Below are 21086 nucleotides of genomic sequence, written 5' to 3'. Positions count from 1 at the left end.
CATGTCACTTAAATAGATGATTTTAGATATCTTTCTTACTAATTAAAAGGAAATTAGCAATGAATAATACGACGATGGATGCAGCATTGATAAACCATTGCCAGTTTGAAAACGTTAACCCACTGTCTAAAGACTTTTCACTCAAATAGCTAAACGGAATGTATTTCAACGATTTTTGAATATCATCCCCAATGACAGGAATCAAAGGAATAAATGGTTTCATCACCGGTAATATAAGCAACAGTAAAATACCTAATGTATAAACTAGTGCCGGTTTTTGAACAATTAAATTAATTAAAAATAACAGCAAACCATACACAAAGAAAAGAATTAAATAAAAGACCAATAACTTCCATGTATTCTGATTATTAAGTTCTTCACCTTTGGTTGTCCATTGAATTAAATATGTCACGATTAAAACAACAGCTGTTGTAATTATGGAAATAAGCGCGATTGAACAGCATTTTGCAATAAAATAACCAACGCGATTTCGATAGTGGTTCAAAAAGAGTTGAATCGTGCCTTGGCCACTATCACGTGTAATGGTTTTGATTACAAAAAGTAACCCAATTAACGAGAAGAACCATTTTCCTACACTAAAAAGTGTATTCGCATTGACAGGTTTATCATGTGTAACGAGGATTGCCATTGTAGTAATCAGCGGTGCGACACCCAAAATAATCGCTAAATATGTAAGTGGACTCTTCAATATGCTAATCATATCGAATTTAACTAATTGCAATATTCTCATTGTTCGTCACCTCGTTGATTAATATTAAAGTATGTGTCACGCAATGAAATTTTTCTCGTTTCAATGTATGTTGGAAATATCTGTTTTTGTGCTAAACCTTGTAAAAACATTTGATAATTACTTTGTGCATTCAAAATAATTTCCCCTGAATCTTTGTGTGATTGTGCTACTTTAAAATGATCCGTTAAATAGTAAAGGGCTTCTTCAAAGTCTTTTGGAGCAACTTTGACAATCGTTTGATTTGCAGATTGACCATTTGACATATCGACATCTTGAACAAAGTGGCCTTCTCTTAAGAATACAGCACGATCACAAATTAATTCTATATCTTCTAATTTATGACTCGATATTAAAATCTTCATATCTAATTGTTCTACAAGTTGCTGTATTGTTTTTAGAACATCAATGGAGCCGTCTGGGTCCATTCCATTCGTTGGCTCATCCAATATTAAATATTTCGGCTTATTCATTAAGGAAACTGCAATTGCTAATTTTTGTTTCATTCCCATTGAATACTTTTTCACTTTTTTCTTAATATAAGATTCCATACCAAAAGCTTTAACAATTTTATCTGTATATTCTTTATCAAAGCCTTTTCCTAACACTTGAGCGAAAAGTTTTAAGTTATATAATCCGGTCTTATTATCATAAAGTTTAGGATGTTCAATTAAATAACCAATACGCTCATCACTTGAGGTTTTGACTTCACCCGAATAATTTATAATGTTACCATTCATAATTTTCATTAGTGTCGTTTTACCTACACCGTTCTTTCCTATTAGACCAACAATATGACTATCATTAAAAGCAAAATCAATTTGATCGATGACAGTATTATTGTTGTAACGCTTCGTAATCTGCTTTAACTCCATACACATGCCCTCCTACCATCTCTATAAGCTTTTAGTTAAATAATATACGTCTCTTTCAACAATAACATTTATAATGAATAAGACAAAATGATAAATTAAATCGTAATATCATTTAGATTCCATTATATATTATTTCTTTGATTTCGCCCAAAAATTCTCTATCCATTTAAAACAAAAAAATCTTTTAAATTTAAATTACTTTTATTACACATATCCAAAAGTATCACAATCATGGTAAATTACAAAAAACTGAAAGAATAATTAATTCTTCTTATACATCTTCTCAACAAAATATTAAAGTCTTCCTCTATATTGTGACATATTTGTTCTACTGATAGATAGAATTCGACCTCAGTTTTACATCATTTTTACAATGAACATCACATATTTGATTCTTATTATTTTTGTGTTAAGGCTAAAATTTAAAAGAGTAAAATTTCTTACGTCATACGTATAAGTCTTATTAATAGGACTTAGAGTTAAACATGGACAGGTAAGGTAATTGGAAAATGAATAGCAGAAAGATAAAGTGGTGACTAAGTGTTAAATTACACAAATGGAAGGGTCAAAATGACTATCAAGTGCTATAGTATTTGACTTCACAGTCATTTTTGACAACATTAGATTGCATTGATGCTAAATGCAACAAACTATTATGGGGGTTTGAATGGATTCTTTTCAAAAATGGCCTTACTTTTGTTGCTTTTTACGATCATTATTCCGACTAATAAAAGCACAAATCATAAATAAAATCGTTGCAACGAATAATTTAATAGCTGAACCTTCTTGATTTATAAATTGCAAAATAATACCTAAAATAAAAATGATAAGTGCAATCACTACAAATATTTTAGTTAGATGTTTCAATCATTTCACCTCTTTTTATTCATTGATTTCACTTTAGAAAAAGCCAATTTATTTGTCAATCGTTTATTTGATTTGTATTTATGATTGTAACTACTTTTAATTTTTCATTATATTGTTTGCTTCAAAATATCACACATGCTAATATAGAGTTGTATCCACACATGATTAAGAACCCCAAACTTGTTGCCGCAAGCTTGGGGCTTTTTAATACTTTACTTTTTGGTTTTTGAGGTGATTTCGTCATCCTCATGGTCTGAATGGTGATCATATTGTCGCCATTTAGACTCAAACCAACATCTAAAAATAATTAAAATACCACCAGTGATTAATGACATTAAAAACTCTGTCCACTGCATGATTAAGAACACCTCCTACTTTGCGAAGCCATTTTTATTTTTAGCACCAAAAATGTAGGGAAAGGTGGCTAAATTTATTTTAACACAAAATAGCGAACATGTGTTCTGTTTTGGTGTTTTAATTTTTAAACCACGCACTAACTGTAACTTTAAATTTATAAGTTTTCACTGTATGATAGACATATATATTATGAATTTTAGGAAAGAGGTCGAAATGAGATGAACCCTTTAGCGCTGCAATTGAATGAACAATTAACAGAGAAACAACCTATTATTTTAGATATGCTTTCTGATTTAGGGAAAAACATGTATTATCCAAAAGGCATTTTAACACAATCTGCTGAAGCAAAATCTACGCAGTATAACGCGACGATTGGAATGGCAACAGATTCTAAGGGGAAATTGTACACTGAGTCACTTTACAGTATGTTTAATGAGCTTAACACAGATGAAGTTTTCTCCTATGCTCCTCCCCAAGGTTTAGGTGAGTTGCGTGAGCTTTGGCAACAAAAAATGTTGAAAGAAAACCCTGATCTTTCTGCTGATGCGATCAGTTTACCGTTAGTCACTAACGCACTCACACACGGTCTATCTTTAGTTGGCGACCTTTTTGTAAATCCTGGAGATACTGTTTTACTTCCCACACATAACTGGGGGAACTACAAACTTGTTTTTGGTGTGCGCCATCAAGCAGAAATCAATACTTATCCTATTTTTGATGAACAGGGTCACTTCACAACAACTGAACTTGTGAATACACTTAATCAAATTGATCAAGACAAAGTAATCATGGTACTCAACTATCCTAACAATCCAACAGGTTATACCCCTACTGAGAGTGAAGTTAAAGCCATTGTTAAAGCCATTGATGACTTAGGACATCGTGGCGTAAATGTTGTGACAATTGTTGATGATGCATATTATGGCTTATTTTATGAAGATGTATATACACAATCTATCTTCACAGCACTGACACAACTCAACAATTCTCGTGTATTACCTGTTCGTTTAGACGGCGCAACGAAAGAATTTTTCGCATGGGGATTCCGTGTAGGCTTCCTTACATTCGGCCTTTCTAATGACACAACAAAAAAAGTGTTAGAAGCCAAAATGAAAGGATTAATTCGTAGCAATATTTCTAGCGGCGCTTCACCAACGCAAGCGGCAGTACAACATGCCCTTAAAAACAAAGCTAATTTTGATCAAGAAATTCAAGAAAATATCGATACACTGAAAGAACGTTACGAAGTGACTAAGGAAATCGTTTATCAAGATGCCTTTAAATTACTATGGCAACCTTACGACTTTAACTCCGGCTATTTCATGGCACTAAAAGTAAATGGTGTAGACCCAGAACAATTAAGATTACACCTCATCGAACATCATTCAATTGGTATCATTGCCTTAAATGATACAGATATTCGTATCGCCTTTAGTTGTATTGAGAAAGATGATTTATCATATGTTTTCAACTCAATAGCAGAAGCAATTAAAGCATTACAATAATCAACTATAGACAGGGACATCTCATACAATGTTTCCTGTCTTTTTTATAAAATTTGGGGGTCGCAATGGAAATCAATGTCAAACAACCTAAACAATTTTTAACAAAAGCAAGTGTTTTCCTAAAGGATTATACGCATACGCTCAATCCATACATGGGTTGCCAATATGCGTGTTCGTATTGTTATGTGAGGAAGTCACCAATCTCGTTATTTTCTGGTAAAAACTGGGGAGAATGGGTGACAGTTAAAAATAACGTTAATCATCAATTTCAAAATGTGTTACAACACGCCAAAAGAAAAGGCTCTGTGACGATTTTTATGTCCTCTTCAACCGATCCTTACCAGCCGCTTGAAAAGAAATATGAGATTACAAGGACACTACTCACATCTATGGCCAGTCATCCTCCCAACTTTTTATTTATTCAAACACGTAGTCCACTCATTCAACGTGATATTGACATTTTAAAAACCTATCCCGGTCGGTTTATTGTAAGTATGACCATTGAGACAGACCGAGAAGATATGGTGCGTTATTTCACACCACAAGCACCTAGCATTCAATCAAGACTCAATGCGCTCAAAAAATTACGTCAGGCAGGTATCCCAACGCAAGTCGCTGTGGCACCTCTTTTACCTTGTACGACAAACTTTCCTGAAATCTTAGCGCAATATACAGATGATGTCACTATAGATGATTACTTTATGGGCGATGGTTCAAATGGTCGTAGAACTGAATCATTAGGTATGCGTCATATGTATCAATCATTACATTTAGAAGATTGGTATCAACCTGACGCCTATCAATATGTATTGAAATTGATGCAATCTCGATTTTCTAAAACACATATTTCAGTTAGTGTTGATGGTTTTAAACCGACTGAATTCTAATCAATGAACGGAGATGAAACAACTTGTCATATTATTATCAACATCTACACACACCACTTGGCGTCATGACCGCAGTTGTCAACGCTCATGATAAATTAGTTGGTTTAGCTTTTAATGACTCGAAAGACTACCAAACGTTATTGAATAAATTAAATGGGCAGCATAAGTTGATACACCGCTCGCAACATGATTTAATTAATCAACTTGCTCACGAATTAGAAAGTTATTTTCACGGCTACTGTCAATCGTTTAAAACGCCAATATCATTTGAAATCGGCACTCCTTTCCAACAAAAAGTTTGGGGTACCTTACAACAGCTCCCCTATGGAAATAAAGTAAGTTACGGGGAAATTGCTCAAATGATGGGACATCCTAAAAGCACCCGTGCCGTGGCTTCAGCAATTGGTCTGAATCCCTTATCCATTATCATTCCATGTCACAGGGTCATTAGAAAGGATGGCCAGTTGGGTGGCTTCAACAGCGGATTAAACAGAAAAATACGTTTATTAACATTGGAGGGTCATTTGAATGAATAAAAGACAATTTGAAATATTAGCCTCACTTATTGCAGAACCTACTGTCAGCCCGCCCGCAAGAAATACAAAGCCCCTTCAACAAAAGATTGCACATTGGCTTAAAGCGATAGGATTCGATACCACACAAATCCCTTTTTATGACAATGATGAGATTATTGTTGCCACATTAAAAGGCAAAAATGAACATGCCCCAAAACTCATATTGAATGGACATGTAGATGTTGCAGAAGTTGAAAACGAAACATTTTGGCATACAAATCCATTTAAACTCGTTGAAAAAGAGGGCTATTTGTATGGAAGAGGTGTCGCCGATATGAAAGGTGGCATGTCTGCATTATTTTATAATCTTGAACGACTATATCAAGATGGTGTGCAGCCTGAAGGAGATATCATAGTTCAATCAGTTGTAGGCGAAGAAGTGGGTGAAGCAGGAACAAAAATTGCGTGTGAACATTCACCGAAAGCTGATTTAGCACTCGTCCTAGATACAAGCGAATCTATTGCAATGGGACAAGGTGGTGTAATTACCGGATGGATTACAATACAGAGCGATGTCACAATCCATGATGGTGCTCGGAGTCATATTATACACGCTGGCGGTGGACGTCATGGCGCAAGTGCGATTGAAAAAATGGTAAAAATTATTCAAGCGTTACAAGAGCTTGAGCGCCATTGGGCCGTGACAAAATCTTATCCAGGTATGCCAAGTGGTGCTAATACGATTAATCCTGCAGTCATTGAAGGTGGACGTCACCCCGCTTTTATTGCGGATCAATGTAAGCTTTGGATTACTGTTCATTTTCTCCCTCATGAAAATTATGAAGATATTATTAATGAGGTTGAAAACTATTTAAATAAAGTGGCAGAAAGTGATTTATGGCTGCAACACCACCCACTTCAGTTTGAATGGGGAGGCAATTCAATGATAGAAGATAAAGGAGAAATATTCCCTAGTTTTACCCTTCCCGTTAACCATCCAGGCTACCATTTACTGGAACAGGCACATGAAAAAATTCATCAAGGCCCGCTTCAATCAACGATGAGTACGACTGTAACAGATGGCGGTTGGACAGCAGATTTCGGCATTCCAACCATTTTATATGGGCCAGGAGAATTAAATGAAGCACACGGCACTAACGAAAAAATTGAAATCAAATCACTCGAAGATTATACAGAAGTGCTTTATCACTTTTTGAAAACCTGGTATAAAAACCCTGTCAAAGCAGCTAGCCAATAAGTAACGTGTTAAACATTTAAAAAGCGTATGATATGAGTAACAAGCTCATATCATACGCTTTACAATTATGATACTTTTTTAAATCATTTGCTTTATCCTTAAATGCCCAATTCCTATATTTATCTAAATATTTCATGTTTCAATCTAAAACACTATTTTTCTGGAACAACCCAATAGCCATCTTTATTCTCTTTTGCCAGCACTTTTTTAAATGCATTAGAATGATAAGCTTTTTGAATGTCTTTCACCCATTGCTGATTTTTATTCTTTTCGTTCACAACAACTTGTAAATATAAATCATTAATCAAATCTTCTTTTAATAATCCTTTTGAAGCATCTAAATGAGAAGCGTAAACAATTGAGCCAGGAATAACACCATAGTCAACATCATCTAAAACTCTTGGAATACTTGCAGAATTCATCTCCTTAATATTGAGATGTTTAGGATTTTTTGTAATATCTTTTTTAGTAATGGTAATATCATTCTTTTTAGCATCAACTACAATCCATCCCGCTTTTTCTAATATACGAAAAGCACGCGAAGCATTTGAAGGGTCTTGTGGAATCGCAATCGTGTCCCCTTCTTTTATTTCCTCTAAAGAAGTATGACGTTTCGAAAAGATTTGCGTCGGAACGGTTGGTATTTTGGTGATATTGGTTAAATTTGCATCTCTTTCTTGATTAAAAGTATCCATATAGGCCTTATGTTGATCCACGTTCACATCAACACTACCTTCCTGCAGAGCAACGTCTGCTTGCAGTAACTCCGTAAAATCTTTATTTTTTACCGTATAACCTTTCTTTTCTAATTCAGGCTTTATTCCTTTTAAAAAGAGTTCACTGTACGGTCCAGGTGATGTGGCAACTGTAATTTCCTTTTTATCTTTTTCTTCATGACCACAAGCAACTAAAATCAAAGACAAAAACAAAGTCAGTAATAGGAATAAATTTTTTCTCATTGCACTTACCCCTCATTCCATTCTTTTGGTGTAATAAAGCCTTTATATTTATTTTGCTTTTCATACCAAGTTTTAAATTCATCTGAGTAATATGCTTTTTTAAGTGCTTTTGCCCACGCCTTATTTTGATCTTTTTTATTAATGGTCAGTACAACTTTATGCTGTTCTGGCGTTTTTTCCACTATCAAGCCATCTGCGATAACTTTATGCGCATCTGCAATATAGTTTCCATTGACGATACCATAATCTACATCATCTAAGGAACGTAAAACTTGTGCAGAATGAACCTCTTTAAAATTTAAATGATACCGATCGGGTTTTACACTTTTAACATTGAAATTGACTGTTCCCGCATCTTTATCAATTTTCACCCATTTAAGCTTTTCCAAAATTCTAAATGCACGTTCTTGGTTCACTGGATCATTAGGTACTGCTATCGTTTGACCATCTTTAACGTCATCTAGAGAATGATGTTTCGTCGACCAAATAGATTGTGGCGCAGTCGGTACGTGATTGTTCACAATCATTTCTCCATTTAATTTTTTGTTCATACTATTCATATAAGCCCGACTTTGATGAACCGTAGCATCAATTTCTTCATCAACTAAAGCAGGATCAACTTGATCATTTTGAGAAAAAGTTTTAATTTTTACATCGTAACCTTCCTTTTGAAGAATAGGTAAGATGCCTTTTCTAAATTGCTCTTCATAAGTCCCCACACCAAACCCAATCGTAAATTTTTTATCACTGTTACTTTCCGAGTCAGACTTACCACAGCCAGCCACAGATATAACGATAAATCCTAAAATCAAAACGTAAAAAAATCGCTTCAAATGACTCCACCTCTTTAATCCTTATTATTCTTATCAGTTTTATAAATATAATAGCATTTTAGTCCTTAAAGTCAATATGTTTTTAATTCAGTTTAAATGATAATTTGAATCTAATTAAATGGTAGATCATGCAGTATTAAGTGTTATAATCTTCATCATTGCGCGACATAAACCATTTAGAATCTATACATTTTCATAGACATAGTACTTCAAAAATGATTATAAAAACATGTTCCTTGTATAATCCATTTGTTTCTAGTGATGACTTAGTCATCATATTTATTAAAGGCCATTTCGTTATTTAAGCTACATAAATGTTAAAATTAAAATAAAACTATTTAGTAAGAGGTGTTTATAATGAAAACCACGATTTACTTCATACGTCACGCGGAGCCTAACTATCAAAATCATGATGATATGGCACGTGAGCTAACAATTAAGGGAATTGAAGCAAGCCATACATTGATTGATCAGTTCTCTACAATTTCAATTGATCATTTCTATTCGAGTCCTTATAAACGCGCTATTGATACAATTACTCCGCTAGCACACAATAAACAACGACAAATTAAAATCATCAATGACTTAAGAGAGCGCAAAATTTCTGATAAATGGGTAGGTGATTTTTCATCAATCGCAAGAAAACAGTGGGAAGATTTCACATTTAAACTTCCTAACGGTGAAAGTTTAAAAGAAGTCCAAGAACGAAATATTTTGGCTTTAAAAAATATTTTAGAAGAAGCATCTGGAAAATCCATTGTAGTAGGCACACATGGTACAGCTCTTTCAACAATAATTAACTATTATAAGACTGATTTTAGTTATGAAGCATTTAATCAATATAAACATCAATTTCCTTGGATAGTCACATTTGAATTTGAGAATATGAAATTGAAGAAAATAACGATATGACTATAAGCGTTTTTTGTATGTATATTCTATTAATCTCAAACCTTCATTGAGTACTTTTTAAATATAATGGAGCAAATACATAAAAAAGGCGCTCCCCAAAAGTAAGAAACTCTTGAGAAACACCTCTACTCATTTAATTAATTTATTATATTCATCTAAAGTTTAAGATAGTAATTACATCATGCCTGGCATGCCGCCCATTTGTGGCATGTCATTTCCTTTTTCTTCAGGTATATTTGCGACTACCGCTTCTGTAGTAAGGAACATTGCAGCAACGCTCGCAGCATGTTGTAATGCTGAACGTGTCACTTTTGTAGGATCCACGATACCAGCTTCTAACATATTGACCCATTCATCTGTTGCTGCATTATAACCTACACCTGGTTCTGCATTTTTCATTCTTTCTACAATGACAGAACCTTCTAAACCAGCGTTTTCCGCAATTTGGCGTACTGGGGCTTGTAAAGCTTTTAATACGATGTTGACACCTGTAGCTTCGTCGCCTTCTGCATCAATTTCTTCAACATTTTTGAAGATATTCATTAATGCTGTACCACCACCTGCTACAATACCTTCTTCTACCGCAGCACGTGTTGAGTTCAATGCATCTTCAATACGTAATTTACGTTCTTTTAATTCTGTTTCTGAAGCAGCACCAACTTTAATTACAGCGACACCACCGGCTAATTTAGCAAGGCGCTCTTGTAATTTTTCACGGTCAAAATCAGAATCAGTTTCTTCAATTTGTGCTTTAATTTGGTTCACACGTGCATCGATATTTGTTGGGTCTCCATCACCATCAACAACAGTTGTGTTGTCTTTAGTGACTTCAACTTTGTTTGCTGTACCTAACATATCGATTGTAGCTTCTTTTAATTCTAAACCAAGATCGTCAGTGATGACTTGAGCACCTGTTAAAATAGCTAAATCTTCTAACATCGCTTTTCTACGGTCACCAAATCCTGGTGCTTTTACTGCAACGGCAGTAAATGTACCACGCATACGGTTCAATACTAAGTTTGTTAAAGCGTCGCCTTCAACTTCATCAGCAACGATTAAAATTGGGCGATTAGATTGAACGATTTGCTCTAATAAAGGTAGGATATCTTGGAAAGATGAGATTTTTTTATCCGTGATTAAAATATAAGGTTTTTCTAACTCTGCAGTCATTTTATCTGAATCAGTAACCATGTATGGAGATTGGTATCCACGATCGAATTGCATACCTTCTACTACATCTAATTCAGTATTAAAACCGCTTGATTCTTCAATAGAGATTACACCGTCATTACCTACTTTTTCCATAGCTTCAGAAATATAACGACCTACTTCTTCATCCGCTGCAGAAATAGCACCTACTTGCGCGATTTCTTCTTTATTTTCTACTTTTTGAGAAATATTATGAAGTGCTTCAATCGCTACAGCTACCGCTTTATCAATACCTTGACGGATACCTACTGGATTTGCGCCACTTGTTACATTTTTAAGTCCTTCTTGAATCATAGCTTGTGCTAAAACAGTTGCTGTTGTTGTACCGTCACCGGCTATTTCATTTGTTTTATTTGCAACTTCTTGTACTAATTTTGCACCCATGTTTTCATATGGATCTTCTAATTCGATTTCTTTAGCGATTGTTACCCCATCGTTAGTAATTAAAGGTGCTGTAAATTCTTTGTCTAATACGACGTTACGTCCTTTTGGTCCGATTGTTACTTTTACAGCATTTGCAAGTTTATCTACACCACGTAACATGGCTTGACGTGCATCTTCAGAGAATTTTAATTCTTTTGCCATTCAGAGTCCCTCCGTTGTTTAATATTCATCTGTTTTATTTATCTATTATTCAATAACTGCTAAAATTTCGTCTTCACTTAACACTAAGTATTTTGTATCGTTTCTTTTAATTTCAGTACCTGCATATTGTTGAAACACAACACGGTCACCCACATTCAATTCAGGTTTTAACCGTTCCCCATTTTCTAAAATGCGTCCTGGACCTACAGCAACGATTTCACCTTCATTTGATTTTTCTTTCGCAGAATCAGTGAGAACAATACCACTTTTCGTTGTTTGTTCTTGCTCTTTTTTCTCAATAACCACACGATTTCCTAATGGTCTAAGCATGTGTTTGTGCCTCCTTATGTTAAACATAAATTTAGCACTTCAAGTTCTTAAGTGCTAATACATTTCTATAATAATCAAATTTGGTCAAAAATTCAAGCGATAAGTTTGAATCTTTATAATCATAACTTTTTCACTTAATAACTATGTACCTCGGCGCTAATTTTCTATCTATGATAAAATGATAGCATTGAATGGAGGAATAAAATGAATCGTATTTTAGTTTCTATATTAACGGTTGTATTTTACATACTTGCATTATTCACACCTACTATCGCAAATGCTTTAGGATGGATAAATACACAACATCGTACAACCGCTTTGCACCAAACCATCTACATCCAATTGATTGCTTTTTTATGTGCAGCAATTATTATTTTAGTGATGCAATATACTGTTAAAAATAAACTTGCGTTTGAATTAGAACCCAAAGAGAAGAAACGTTATATTGTCCCATGGATATTAGCAGGTTTAGGGATTGTCTATTTTGCACAAATTATCGTGAATGTATTAAGTGTTCTTATTTTTGGCACCAATCCAGTGAGTGAAAATACTTTTAGAATTTTAAAAGTTGCACGCGAAATGCCTATTATGATTATTTTAATTGCTATCATTGGGCCTTTACTGGAAGAATTTGTTTTTAGAAAAGTGCTATTCGGTGAAATCTACAACGCCATTCGAGCGAATAAAACGATTAAATTTTTAATCGCAACGACCATAAGTTCACTATTATTTGCCGTTGCACATATGGATTTTTCACACTTGCTTGTTTATTTTGTTATGGGTGTCATATTTTCTGCCTTTTATATTTACACAAAACGTTTAAGCGTTTCAATCGGTATTCATATGGCTCAAAATGGCCTTGTCGCTTTAATTCAACTAACAATGCCTGAAAAGTTATTAGAAGATGCAATGAAACAAGTTCAATTCATTCAATTATTTGTCATTCACTTCTTATGATTGATCTCACATATTGATACTCGCACTAATCAATCTTTTTACTTGTTAGTAAAGTAATATTAAAAAAGAGATGAAGTTCATTTTGAGCCTCATCTCTTTTTTTATTCAATATTTAAATATGATGTCGTCTACGCCATAATATATAGCTAATTATACTCACACAACCTACTGACAACGCCCCTACCAATGAGATTGATTTCAAACTAAACGTATGTTTCGTATCTGGATCTTCATTATTCATATTCTTTTCTGTTAGGTTTTCACCATGTTGTTCTATTTTTTCAACTTTATCTTGTTGATGATCGTTTTCAACTGTTTTATCCGATGGCTTTTTTAAATCTGGCATAGAGCCAACTTTACCAGTAATTAATGCTAAAACTTGTTTATCGAGATTATTATAATATTTTTGTGTTGATAATGGATTAAAATATTGAAATCTAAAGTAATCCGAATTTTTTTGTAATTGATTTAAATAACTATTATTTAAAAATTGTTGCTTCTGATTGAGCTGTTGAACACTGAAATCAGCCAAATTTCCATTTTGCTTAAGATTCTCTATTTGTTCCGTAAATAATGGATTATACTTATAACCCGTACCAATCAATTTTGAATAACGTTGATAGAAATCATTGTTTGATTGATTGTTACTTGCTTGATTTTTAGGTATAAAATGATCAGTTGTCCCATTAGGTTGGTAATGTGGAATGTTTGGATACGGAAACTGACCATTCGCGTTGGGTTGCGCCGGTCCATTTTGATGTGATGGATAGTTCGGATGACTTGTTGATGCTCCTCCATTTCCACCTTGCGTGTGACTATCTTCTGGCTTTGGCGTATCAGGTTTTGGTTTAGGCTTTTGACCTTGGTCAGACTGTTGATCTGACGCTGGTGGCTTATCATCATGCTTAGGTGGTTGTTGGTCTGAATCTGATGGTTTATCGTCATGCTTAGGTGGTTGTTGATCCGAATCTGATAGTTTATCGTCATGTTTAGGTGGTTGTTGGTCTGAATCTGACGGTTTATCATCTTTATCTGGCAATTCATGATCTGGTTTTGAAGGTGAATTGCCAACTTGAGATGAATCCCCTGTTTCATCTTTAGGAGGTGTTTCTCCACCTTGATGTGACGCTTGACCTTGATCGGATGGTTGCGTATGATTCTCAGGTTTTATGGGTGCCGGATCTTCATTGGCTCCATTATTACCATTTTGCTGAGAGTCCTCGCTCTGCGCTTCCTCCTGAGAAGCATTGTTTGATGATGATGCATGTTCATCTTCTTTTTGAGTTTCGGATTTCAATTGTTCCGAGTCTTTCTTATTTATTGTTGGTGCTTGTACATTCGTAACAGGCACTGAATTTGATTTTCCAATGCGATTATAACTTTCCTTTGTTGAGGAAGGTGTCGCAGTATACTGATGATTTACATTGTTATTTTGTAAAGATTGATTTTCTTTGTTTCTTGTTGCTTTATTTAGTAATGTCGCTTCATTGTACAGTCCGCTTTCACTTATATATGCATTAGAATGAGATTGAGCATCATCTGTCATCGCATACGCGTGCGCACTTACATTTAAAAGTGGTTGGGTTAAACACAATAATCCCATCGTGTAGACCCCTGTTTTAGTGATTACTTTCCTAAAACTAGGCACTTTACGTCCAGACATCGACATCAGCTCCTATTTTTAAAGTTGTTCGTAAAAGACAGTATATACAAAATCCCCTCTTAATTCCATCCTTATTGAAATAGAATTGCATACAAGACTCACTTTGTTTAAATTTTCGAACTTTAGTAAAATATATAGAAAAGATTGAAGTGAGGAGAATTAATCATGCAAATCCAACTTTTTCAATTTAATGTCGTTCCAGCAGACGCTAAAAAAAACCAAGAAAAAATTGCATCATTGTTTGATAAACACGTTAAGCATAATACAGATGTCGTTGTACTACCAGAAATGTGGAACAACGGTTATGCACTCTCAGAATTGCAAACAAAAGCAGATAACGAATTAACACAAAGTTACCCATTTATAAAAAAATTAGCGCAACAGTATCAAGTCGATATTATTGCCGGTTCTGTCTCAAACAAAAAGAATGACGCTGTCTTTAACACAGCATTTGCTGTAAATCAAGCGGGCGATAAGATTTATGAATATGACAAAATCCATCTCGTACCTATGTTAGATGAACCTGATTACTTAACTGACGGCCAAGACGTACCTTACGTTTATACTTTAACAGACGGTACAAAAGTTTCTCAAATTATTTGTTATGACTTAAGATTTCCAGAATTAAGTCGCTATCCTGCTGCAACAGGTGCAAATATTATTTTTTATGTCGCCCAATGGCCAGATGTTCGACTCTCACATTGGAGACAGTTACTGCAAGCTAGAGCAGTTGAAAATGATATGTATGTCGTTGCGGTCAATGGTTCAGGAAATGATGGTAAAACTACGTATGCCGGACATTCGATGGTTATTGATCCAAATGGACAAATTATAGAAGAGGCAGATGCACAAGAAGCGGTTTTAACAGTTGAGTTAGATCTGAATCTTGTAATAGAACAAAGAAAAGCTATCCCAGTATTCGACAACATAAGACCAAGCATTTACAAATACGCAACGCGAAGTGAATAAAATAAAACATAACAAAACAGGCGAGTTTGGGAGGGACTCGCCTGTTTTATCCATATTAAGGGAATGTTTAATTTACAGTTATTCTATTCAATTAATTGGGGATGTTATTAATTATGAAAAAATTTAGTGAATTTACCGATTATTAATATTGCTACAATGGCTTCTTAAATAGAAACCTAACTTTTACTTTTTACTTCAGCCTAAGTAAGGAAAAAGATAATAATAGCACTTAACAATACTATTATTTAGTGAATTTTTTAATCGTTTCTGCAATAAGTTTAATGAAATCTACGATAGTACTAATGATATCTCCTGCCATTGTAGTACACCTCCTTAGTTATAAATAAATTCCAAAGACTTTAATAGATTGTTGCAGCCTTAGTTATGTAAGCTGAGCGAAGAATACATAAACTAAGATGTTCTGACTTAAACTTAATTCGGTACAATTTGTTTAAATCACTTTAAAATCCACAATTAAAATGATTAAAACAAAATGACTTTACCAAATCACTGTTGTGATTCTATATATATTAGAACATGGCTTTATAAAATTGTGTTAATTATTGCCTAAGTTATCATTTTTACTTCTTAACTGTTTAATATTTATGGTAATATACATATATATTTTATAAAAACTACAGTTAGGAATATAAAATGAACAGTTAGGCAAAAAATGTATTTGTACATTAAATGTGATTTATAATAAGTTTAAGGAGGAAAACCATTGCAAATAATAGATAACAGCATTAATAAATTTGCTCGTAAACTGCAAGAAAAGCAGAATCTGGACCACCTCGACTTTTTGCGTGTGCGTCTAGGCATTCAGCTTGTAGTTATGAACTTATCTAAAGCTATCGTTACGTATGGTCTTGCTCTACTTGTCAATACATTTTTATACACGCTAATTGCACATTTAAGCTTTGTCCTTTTAAAACAAGTTTCGTACGGAGCTCATGCTAAAAATTCTTTGCTTTGTCACGTACAAAATATCTTGTTTTTTATTGCTGTGCCGTGGTTAATAGTGAAATATGAAATTCCATACGCATTCATGTTATTATTAAGTTTATTAGGATGGTTGATAGTTGTTAAGTATGCACCAGCTGCAACTCGTAAATTACCAATTAAATCCTCACGCAAGAAAGAGCTTAAAATTAAATCAGTTGTTGTTATGACCCTATTAATAGGAATTTCATTGTTTATTCCAAGTCCATTTCAACAACTAATTACTTATGCGATTACAGTTCAGTCATTATCGCTATTACCTATCTTTTTTCCTAAGGAGGATATACAATGAATTATTTAGATAAACTTTTCATTTTTATTACGAGTTTTTTTAAATCAGTAGGTAGTTTTGCGGATATTCCGTTATGCCGTGCATTCTTTGATGAGCCAGAAATCCCTAAAGAATTACTTGATTTAGACGAATAAAAAGAGATAGAAAGTGTGTATAAATTGGATATACTCGGTGTAATTCTAATTACTTTATTTCAAGCCTTTGCCTTCGCATCTGTTACAAGTATTATCCAAAAATATAAATATACAAAAAGGGATTACGTTCTTATTTTAATTGGAATAGTAATCCCTTCAGTCATTCTATATTTTATATTTGGAAGAAACAGTTTGCTTTACTTAATATTAGCATTCTTCATTTTTTATTATAAGCGCCTTAAAATAATCGGAGTGCTAACAGTATTAATAACAGTTATAGTATTGATTTTAAGCGACTTTATTAGTTCCTGGGCCTATGCGTATCTTATTAATCACAATATAGATTTTTATAGTGCTAATGCTTTATACGCTTTACTATTCGTTATTTGTTGTTATATATTTACAGTAGTTTTAATGTTTTTATTTAATAAATTTAAATTATCCTGGTTGCATTTAAATAATCTTTATATTTCTGTATTGATTTTATTCTCAACTGCCGTTTTTTATATTTTCTTTTTTATTATCCCTAAATCTGTAACTTCTTTCAATGAGGTAAAAACAGTAGGTATTTTATACTTTATATCATTCTTAATTTTTGCATTTTTAATTGTTATGACAACAATTACGATAGCACGCGAAATTAGTTATAGACACAAAAAACAAGAGGCAGAAGATTATTATAAATACACATTAGAAATGGAAAAAGTTAATAATCGAATGCGTAAGTTCCGTCATGATTACATTAATATTTTAGCAACAATGTCTGAGTACTTGCGTGAAGATGATCTAGAAGGTCTGAAAACGTATTATCATAATAATATTAACCCCCTAAAAGGGCATTTTGAAACAAATTCTTTAAAATTAAATGGGATTGAGAAGTTAAAAGTACGCGAAATTAAAGGCGTTATCACTACTAAAATTTTATCAGCTCAAGAAAATAATATCGAAATTAGTGTTGAAGTTGCTGATGAGATTTCATCTATTAATATGGAAATTATTGATTTGAGTCGTGTTTTAGGTATTATCATGGACAATGCGATCGAAGCTTCATTGACGGTTGAAGACCCAATGATTCAAATTGCATTCATTAAAACAGAGACTTCTGTTTTAATTATTATCATGAATAAAGCACCAAAAAATATGCCAAAATTACATACCCTCTTCCAAGAAGGCTTTTCAACGAAAGGGAAAAATCGTGGTATCGGTTTATCGACTTTGAAAGAAATTACAGATAAAACAGAAAATGTTTTGCTTGATACAACGATTGAAAACCAATATTTTATACAAAAAATTGAAGTCATGAATGATGATGATTAAGGATGTGCGTAACTATGAAAGTATTGATTTGTGAAGACGATCCAAAACAACGTGAACGCATGGTATCCATTATTGAAAACTATATTATGATTGAAGAAAAACCTATGGAAATCGAAATTGCCACAGATAATCCATATGAAGTGTTAGAAGCTTCTAAAAACATGAGTGATATTGGCTGTTATTTTCTAGATATTCAATTAGAATCTGATATTAACGGGATTAAACTTGGAAGTGAGATTCGTAAGCATGACCCTGTTGGTAATATCATTTTTGTAACAAGCCATACTGAATTGACTTATTTGACATTTGTTTACAAAGTTGCAGCGATGGATTTTATTTTTAAAGACGATCCTGAAGAATTACGTACACGAATTGTTGATTGTTTAGAAACTGCATTAAAACGTTTAGATTTATTAACGAAAGATAAAACTGTTGAAACATTAGAACTGAAACGCGGCAGCAATTCTGTTTATGTTCAATATGATGATGTGATGTTTTTTGAATCATCACCTAAATCACATCGTTTGATTGCACATTTAGATAATCGCCAAATCGAATTTTATGGCAATCTCAAAGAGTTAGCGCAAATTGATGATCGCTTTTTTAGATGTCATAACAGTTTTGTACTCAACAGACATAACATAAGTAGTGTGGATTCTAAAGAACGCATTGCATATTTTAAAAATGAAGAGTTTTGTTATGTTTCAGTACGTAATTTAAAGAAAATATAAACAAGCAGGAAAAGAATCACCTGCTTGTTTTTTTATTGGATTGTATTTATTTTTAGATTATTCTTCTGTCATTTCTGTCGCAATATCATATTTAGTCATTTTTAAATAGACTTGCCCCGAATCCGTAACGACCTTAATTTTATTCGATGTTGTTTTCGGGAAAATACGTGAAGTTAACACACGTTCGCCTTCGTTGCAAAAGATTTCGATACTCGATGTATCTACAAAAATACGCAATTGTTTTAACTCTGAGTTTAAACGTGTACTTCTTGATGTCCCTTCTACCGGAAATGGCAGTGCGCCACTATCAAAACGCTCAAGTATGACTTCTTTCGTTGCTGTCTCATAACGAATGACAGTCGATTCATGACTAGAAGCACGTAACTGTAATTCAAAAGCAGAAGATTCGTTTTCTAAAATATCAACGACTAGTTCATACTGGACCCCTTCATAGGGATGGAGCTGTTTAATAAATTTATTAGCGTAGCCTAGCGCTGATTCTTCGTTACTGCGCAACTTTCTCAAATGCATATGTGGTTTTTGTTTCAATATTTGATTTTCAATAGTCAATGTTCGAGGAAGTGTTAGACAGTGTGTCCAACCATCGGCATCTGTTGGGTACTCTACATCAGGTATACCCATCCATCCTATTAAAACGCGTCTCCCCGCTTCATCCTCTATCGTTTGCGGTGCATAAAAATCAAAACCTGCATCTAATTCTTGAAATTCACCATGTTCGAATACGAGTGTTTCAAAATCTAATGTCCCTACGATATAGCCACTTAAATACGTATTTTGATATTGATCAGATTCCACACCTTCAGAGCAGAATAGGAAAATATCTTTTCCATGAATTTGAAAATAGTCTGGTGAAGTCCACATATGTCCAAAACTCTGTAATTGCGTTTTTATTTCACCTTTAAAATGCCAAGGTCCTTCTGGTTGATCTGCGACATACATGAGAAGACAACCTGTTAAATCTTCACGCTGTGCACCAATCACAGCATATAATTGTTCCCCTTTTTTAAATACTTTCGGATCTCCAAACTGCTGTGTATAGCCTTCAGGTGGCGTACTAATTGCCGGCGGAGATAATTTTTCTACTGCTCCATCGTCTTGTACCTTAGCAATAACTTGGCTACTTTTAAGCTCCCAATTCTCATCTCTATGGCTTGCAGTATACATATAATAAAGCGACGACTGATAAGAAAATGCACTGCCGCTATGTATGCCATGACTGTCATATGTCTGGTCAGGACGTAAAACCACACCTTTATCTTTGAAAGTCACTAAGTTATCACTTGTTAGTTGTCTCCAATATTTTAAGCCATCTACTGGCCCTAAAGGAAACCACTGATGTGCGATATAATATTGGCCATTAAAAAAAATTAAACCACTCGGATGACTGAGTAATCCTGTAGGTGGTTGAATATGAAAAATTTGACGATATGGAGAAGACTTTACTTTTTCATGTAATGCTAAAATTTCCTTTTCATCTACTTCCTCATATTTACGATATCGCATTTCGCGACTCCATTGTTCCATATGTATCCTCCTTATCTCATACTGCTGATCATATATGCCACCTGTTGTTACATATAAACCAAACCTTGCGCTTATTTTGATGATTTGCTGTTACTATGATACGACGCGTTAAACACGTTAGAGTTATGTAAAAATAAAAAAGACGCTACGTTTGAGCATCATGATTTTAATTTGCATTGGAAAAGTAAGCTGTCCCCATCTTAGCTCCTCCATATGATCTCAGTAGCTATTTTATCATAAAAATGTTTAAGCATGTCCTAAAATTAAGACCTTAGACTCTTTTATATTGCTTTATCTTAATATTTTAAAATATGATATCGTACAAAAAGCAGCTGAGATATACCTCAACTGCTTTATACCATATAAATTATTCAATTATTATTGAACGTGCTATCATTTACGCCTTTTGAACCGTAATCGTCCAAGACGCATAATCTATTTGTTCAAATTCAGTCACTGGATAGTTTTGCTCTGCTGCCCAATTGGGAATAGCCTCTGTGGCTTGTGTACAGTCAAAGTCAATTTTCAGTTCATCGCCTAGTGCTAATTCCTCCATCTTTTTCTGTGCTTCAATTAAAGGAAATGGACAAACCATGCCCACTGTACCGAGTTCATATAACATTGTGAAGCTCCTTT

The 21086-nt window shown here is 33.8% G+C and carries 22 protein-coding genes and 1 pseudogene; 11 read left to right on the top strand and 12 right to left on the bottom strand.

Annotation, left to right across the window (positions count from 1 at the left end):
* Positions 1 to 22: 22 nt before the first annotated feature.
* From pmtD to KM149_RS04255, 4 genes and pseudogenes are all read right to left on the bottom strand, one after another.
* On the bottom strand, positions 23 to 751 hold the full coding sequence (gene pmtD / locus KM149_RS04270) for a phenol-soluble modulin export ABC transporter permease subunit PmtD (protein ID WP_050330495.1): 729 nt from the start codon (positions 749 to 751) through the stop codon (positions 23 to 25).
* Positions 748 to 1623: a phenol-soluble modulin export ABC transporter ATP-binding protein PmtC gene (pmtC, locus tag KM149_RS04265; RefSeq protein WP_050330493.1), complete on the bottom strand. Its 876-nt coding sequence runs from the start codon at positions 1621 to 1623 to the stop codon at positions 748 to 750. The genes pmtD and pmtC overlap by 4 nt, the downstream gene beginning before the upstream one ends.
* A 690-nt stretch (positions 1624 to 2313) precedes the next feature.
* On the bottom strand, positions 2314 to 2490 hold the full coding sequence (locus KM149_RS04260) for an SE1626 family protein (RefSeq protein ID WP_164905409.1): 177 nt from the start codon (positions 2488 to 2490) through the stop codon (positions 2314 to 2316).
* Between the two features lie 272 nt (positions 2491 to 2762).
* Positions 2763 to 2846, bottom strand: a pseudogene (locus tag KM149_RS04255) (Trp-rich small protein); the annotation flags it as partial.
* Between the two features lie 219 nt (positions 2847 to 3065).
* Here KM149_RS04255 and KM149_RS04250 point away from each other — a divergent pair.
* The 4 genes from KM149_RS04250 (at position 3066) to KM149_RS04235 (ending at position 7012) form a co-directional block, all read left to right on the top strand.
* Complete coding sequence (locus KM149_RS04250; RefSeq protein WP_241415551.1) at positions 3066 to 4352, top strand: aminotransferase class I/II-fold pyridoxal phosphate-dependent enzyme; 1287 nt, start codon at positions 3066 to 3068, stop codon at positions 4350 to 4352.
* 65 nt (positions 4353 to 4417) lie between these two features.
* Positions 4418 to 5239 (top strand): SPL family radical SAM protein, encoded by an 822-nt coding sequence (locus KM149_RS04245; protein ID WP_214971770.1) that lies wholly within the window; start codon positions 4418 to 4420, stop codon positions 5237 to 5239.
* 23 nt (positions 5240 to 5262) lie between these two features.
* Positions 5263 to 5775 (top strand): methylated-DNA--[protein]-cysteine S-methyltransferase, encoded by a 513-nt coding sequence (locus KM149_RS04240; RefSeq protein ID WP_060829652.1) that lies wholly within the window; start codon positions 5263 to 5265, stop codon positions 5773 to 5775.
* Complete coding sequence (locus KM149_RS04235) at positions 5768 to 7012, top strand: acetylornithine deacetylase (RefSeq protein WP_214971773.1); 1245 nt, start codon at positions 5768 to 5770, stop codon at positions 7010 to 7012. Before KM149_RS04240 ends, KM149_RS04235 begins: the two co-directional genes overlap by 8 nt.
* A gap of 152 nt (positions 7013 to 7164) precedes the next feature.
* Here KM149_RS04235 and KM149_RS04230 read toward each other — a convergent pair whose 3' ends face one another.
* Together KM149_RS04230 and KM149_RS04225 are read right to left on the bottom strand one after the other, a co-directional pair.
* Positions 7165 to 7971 carry a MetQ/NlpA family ABC transporter substrate-binding protein gene (locus KM149_RS04230; protein ID WP_214971776.1) on the bottom strand — a complete coding sequence of 269 codons (807 nt, stop codon included), beginning with the start codon at positions 7969 to 7971 and terminating at the stop codon, positions 7165 to 7167.
* Between the two features lie 5 nt (positions 7972 to 7976).
* Complete coding sequence (locus KM149_RS04225) at positions 7977 to 8804, bottom strand: MetQ/NlpA family ABC transporter substrate-binding protein (RefSeq protein ID WP_241415550.1); 828 nt, start codon at positions 8802 to 8804, stop codon at positions 7977 to 7979.
* 357 nt (positions 8805 to 9161) lie between these two features.
* On the opposite strand from KM149_RS04225, the gene KM149_RS04220 reads away from it, so the two are divergent.
* Positions 9162 to 9716: a histidine phosphatase family protein gene (locus KM149_RS04220; protein ID WP_241415549.1), complete on the top strand. Its 555-nt coding sequence runs from the start codon at positions 9162 to 9164 to the stop codon at positions 9714 to 9716.
* A 174-nt stretch (positions 9717 to 9890) separates the two neighbouring features.
* Here KM149_RS04220 and groL read toward each other — a convergent pair whose 3' ends face one another.
* Both groL and groES read right to left on the bottom strand, forming a co-directional pair.
* Positions 9891 to 11510 (bottom strand): chaperonin GroEL, encoded by a 1620-nt coding sequence (groL, locus tag KM149_RS04215; protein WP_050330477.1) that lies wholly within the window; start codon positions 11508 to 11510, stop codon positions 9891 to 9893.
* A gap of 45 nt (positions 11511 to 11555) precedes the next feature.
* Positions 11556 to 11840, bottom strand: a complete 285-nt coding sequence (gene groES / locus KM149_RS04210) for a co-chaperone GroES (protein ID WP_016425569.1) — start codon at positions 11838 to 11840, stop codon at positions 11556 to 11558.
* Positions 11841 to 12044: 204 nt separating this feature from the next.
* Here groES and mroQ point away from each other — a divergent pair, with 204 nt between their 5' ends.
* Positions 12045 to 12797 carry an intramembrane glutamic endopeptidase MroQ gene (gene mroQ / locus KM149_RS04205; protein ID WP_182281217.1) on the top strand — a complete coding sequence of 251 codons (753 nt, stop codon included), beginning with the start codon at positions 12045 to 12047 and terminating at the stop codon, positions 12795 to 12797.
* A gap of 112 nt (positions 12798 to 12909) precedes the next feature.
* Here mroQ and KM149_RS04200 read toward each other — a convergent pair whose 3' ends face one another.
* Complete coding sequence (locus KM149_RS04200) at positions 12910 to 14460, bottom strand: SdrH family protein (protein ID WP_241415548.1); 1551 nt, start codon at positions 14458 to 14460, stop codon at positions 12910 to 12912.
* Positions 14461 to 14625: 165 nt separating this feature from the next.
* Between KM149_RS04200 and KM149_RS04195 the strand changes: the two genes are divergently transcribed.
* Positions 14626 to 15429, top strand: coding sequence for a carbon-nitrogen family hydrolase (locus tag KM149_RS04195; RefSeq protein WP_214971788.1), 804 nt, complete (start codon positions 14626 to 14628; stop codon positions 15427 to 15429).
* 241 nt (positions 15430 to 15670) lie between these two features.
* Here the strand turns inward: KM149_RS04195 and KM149_RS12015 are convergent, their stop codons facing one another.
* Complete coding sequence (locus tag KM149_RS12015; protein ID WP_103356492.1) at positions 15671 to 15748, bottom strand: delta-lysin family phenol-soluble modulin; 78 nt, start codon at positions 15746 to 15748, stop codon at positions 15671 to 15673.
* A 405-nt stretch (positions 15749 to 16153) separates the two neighbouring features.
* On the opposite strand from KM149_RS12015, the gene KM149_RS04190 reads away from it, so the two are divergent.
* The 4 genes from KM149_RS04190 to agrA are packed head-to-tail and all read left to right on the top strand — an operon-like array spanning position 16154 to position 18905.
* The gene (locus tag KM149_RS04190) at positions 16154 to 16723 is read left to right on the top strand and encodes an accessory gene regulator AgrB (RefSeq protein ID WP_182281214.1); all 570 of its coding nucleotides are present in this window, start codon (positions 16154 to 16156) and stop codon (positions 16721 to 16723) included.
* On the top strand, positions 16720 to 16857 hold the full coding sequence (gene agrD / locus KM149_RS04185) for a cyclic lactone autoinducer peptide AgrD (RefSeq protein WP_182281213.1): 138 nt from the start codon (positions 16720 to 16722) through the stop codon (positions 16855 to 16857). The genes KM149_RS04190 and agrD overlap by 4 nt, the downstream gene beginning before the upstream one ends.
* A 24-nt stretch (positions 16858 to 16881) precedes the next feature.
* A complete protein-coding gene (gene agrC / locus KM149_RS04180; RefSeq protein WP_425356279.1) occupies positions 16882 to 18174 on the top strand; it encodes a quorum-sensing sensor histidine kinase AgrC in 1293 nt (430 codons plus the stop codon).
* Positions 18175 to 18188: 14 nt separating this feature from the next.
* Positions 18189 to 18905 (top strand): quorum-sensing response regulator AgrA, encoded by a 717-nt coding sequence (agrA, locus tag KM149_RS04175; protein ID WP_050330468.1) that lies wholly within the window; start codon positions 18189 to 18191, stop codon positions 18903 to 18905.
* 57 nt (positions 18906 to 18962) lie between these two features.
* On the opposite strand, the gene KM149_RS04170 is transcribed toward agrA, so the two are convergent.
* Together KM149_RS04170 and KM149_RS04165 are read right to left on the bottom strand one after the other, a co-directional pair.
* Positions 18963 to 20450, bottom strand: a complete 1488-nt coding sequence (locus KM149_RS04170) for a sucrose-6-phosphate hydrolase (protein ID WP_241415546.1) — start codon at positions 20448 to 20450, stop codon at positions 18963 to 18965.
* 397 nt (positions 20451 to 20847) lie between these two features.
* The gene (locus KM149_RS04165) at positions 20848 to 21072 is read right to left on the bottom strand and encodes a sulfurtransferase TusA family protein (protein WP_241415545.1); all 225 of its coding nucleotides are present in this window, start codon (positions 21070 to 21072) and stop codon (positions 20848 to 20850) included.
* Positions 21073 to 21086: the final 14 nt, after the last annotated feature.

This window comes from Staphylococcus coagulans (assembly GCF_022557135.1).
Taxonomy (GTDB): domain Bacteria; phylum Bacillota; class Bacilli; order Staphylococcales; family Staphylococcaceae; genus Staphylococcus; species Staphylococcus coagulans.
This window is presented reverse-complemented; position numbering and strand designations above follow the sequence as displayed.

Coding starts and splice junctions, on each gene's coding strand:
- agrD (WP_182281213.1), top strand. CDS start 16,720: ATGAATTATTTAGATAAACTTTTCATTTTTATTACGAGTTTTTTTAAA.
- KM149_RS04195 (WP_214971788.1), top strand. CDS start 14,626: ATGCAAATCCAACTTTTTCAATTTAATGTCGTTCCAGCAGACGCTAAA.
- KM149_RS04220 (WP_241415549.1), top strand. CDS start 9,162: ATGAAAACCACGATTTACTTCATACGTCACGCGGAGCCTAACTATCAA.
- KM149_RS04165 (WP_241415545.1), bottom strand. CDS start 21,072: ATGTTATATGAACTCGGTACAGTGGGCATGGTTTGTCCATTTCCTTTA.
- KM149_RS04170 (WP_241415546.1), bottom strand. CDS start 20,450: ATGGAACAATGGAGTCGCGAAATGCGATATCGTAAATATGAGGAAGTA.
- KM149_RS04230 (WP_214971776.1), bottom strand. CDS start 7,971: ATGAGAAAAAATTTATTCCTATTACTGACTTTGTTTTTGTCTTTGATT.
- agrA (WP_050330468.1), top strand. CDS start 18,189: ATGAAAGTATTGATTTGTGAAGACGATCCAAAACAACGTGAACGCATG.
- pmtD (WP_050330495.1), bottom strand. CDS start 751: ATGAGAATATTGCAATTAGTTAAATTCGATATGATTAGCATATTGAAG.
- groL (WP_050330477.1), bottom strand. CDS start 11,510: ATGGCAAAAGAATTAAAATTCTCTGAAGATGCACGTCAAGCCATGTTA.
- KM149_RS04245 (WP_214971770.1), top strand. CDS start 4,418: ATGGAAATCAATGTCAAACAACCTAAACAATTTTTAACAAAAGCAAGT.
- KM149_RS04200 (WP_241415548.1), bottom strand. CDS start 14,460: ATGTCTGGACGTAAAGTGCCTAGTTTTAGGAAAGTAATCACTAAAACA.
- KM149_RS04250 (WP_241415551.1), top strand. CDS start 3,066: ATGAACCCTTTAGCGCTGCAATTGAATGAACAATTAACAGAGAAACAA.
- pmtC (WP_050330493.1), bottom strand. CDS start 1,623: ATGGAGTTAAAGCAGATTACGAAGCGTTACAACAATAATACTGTCATC.
- groES (WP_016425569.1), bottom strand. CDS start 11,840: ATGCTTAGACCATTAGGAAATCGTGTGGTTATTGAGAAAAAAGAGCAA.
- KM149_RS04235 (WP_214971773.1), top strand. CDS start 5,768: ATGAATAAAAGACAATTTGAAATATTAGCCTCACTTATTGCAGAACCT.
- mroQ (WP_182281217.1), top strand. CDS start 12,045: ATGAATCGTATTTTAGTTTCTATATTAACGGTTGTATTTTACATACTT.
- KM149_RS12015 (WP_103356492.1), bottom strand. CDS start 15,748: ATGGCAGGAGATATCATTAGTACTATCGTAGATTTCATTAAACTTATT.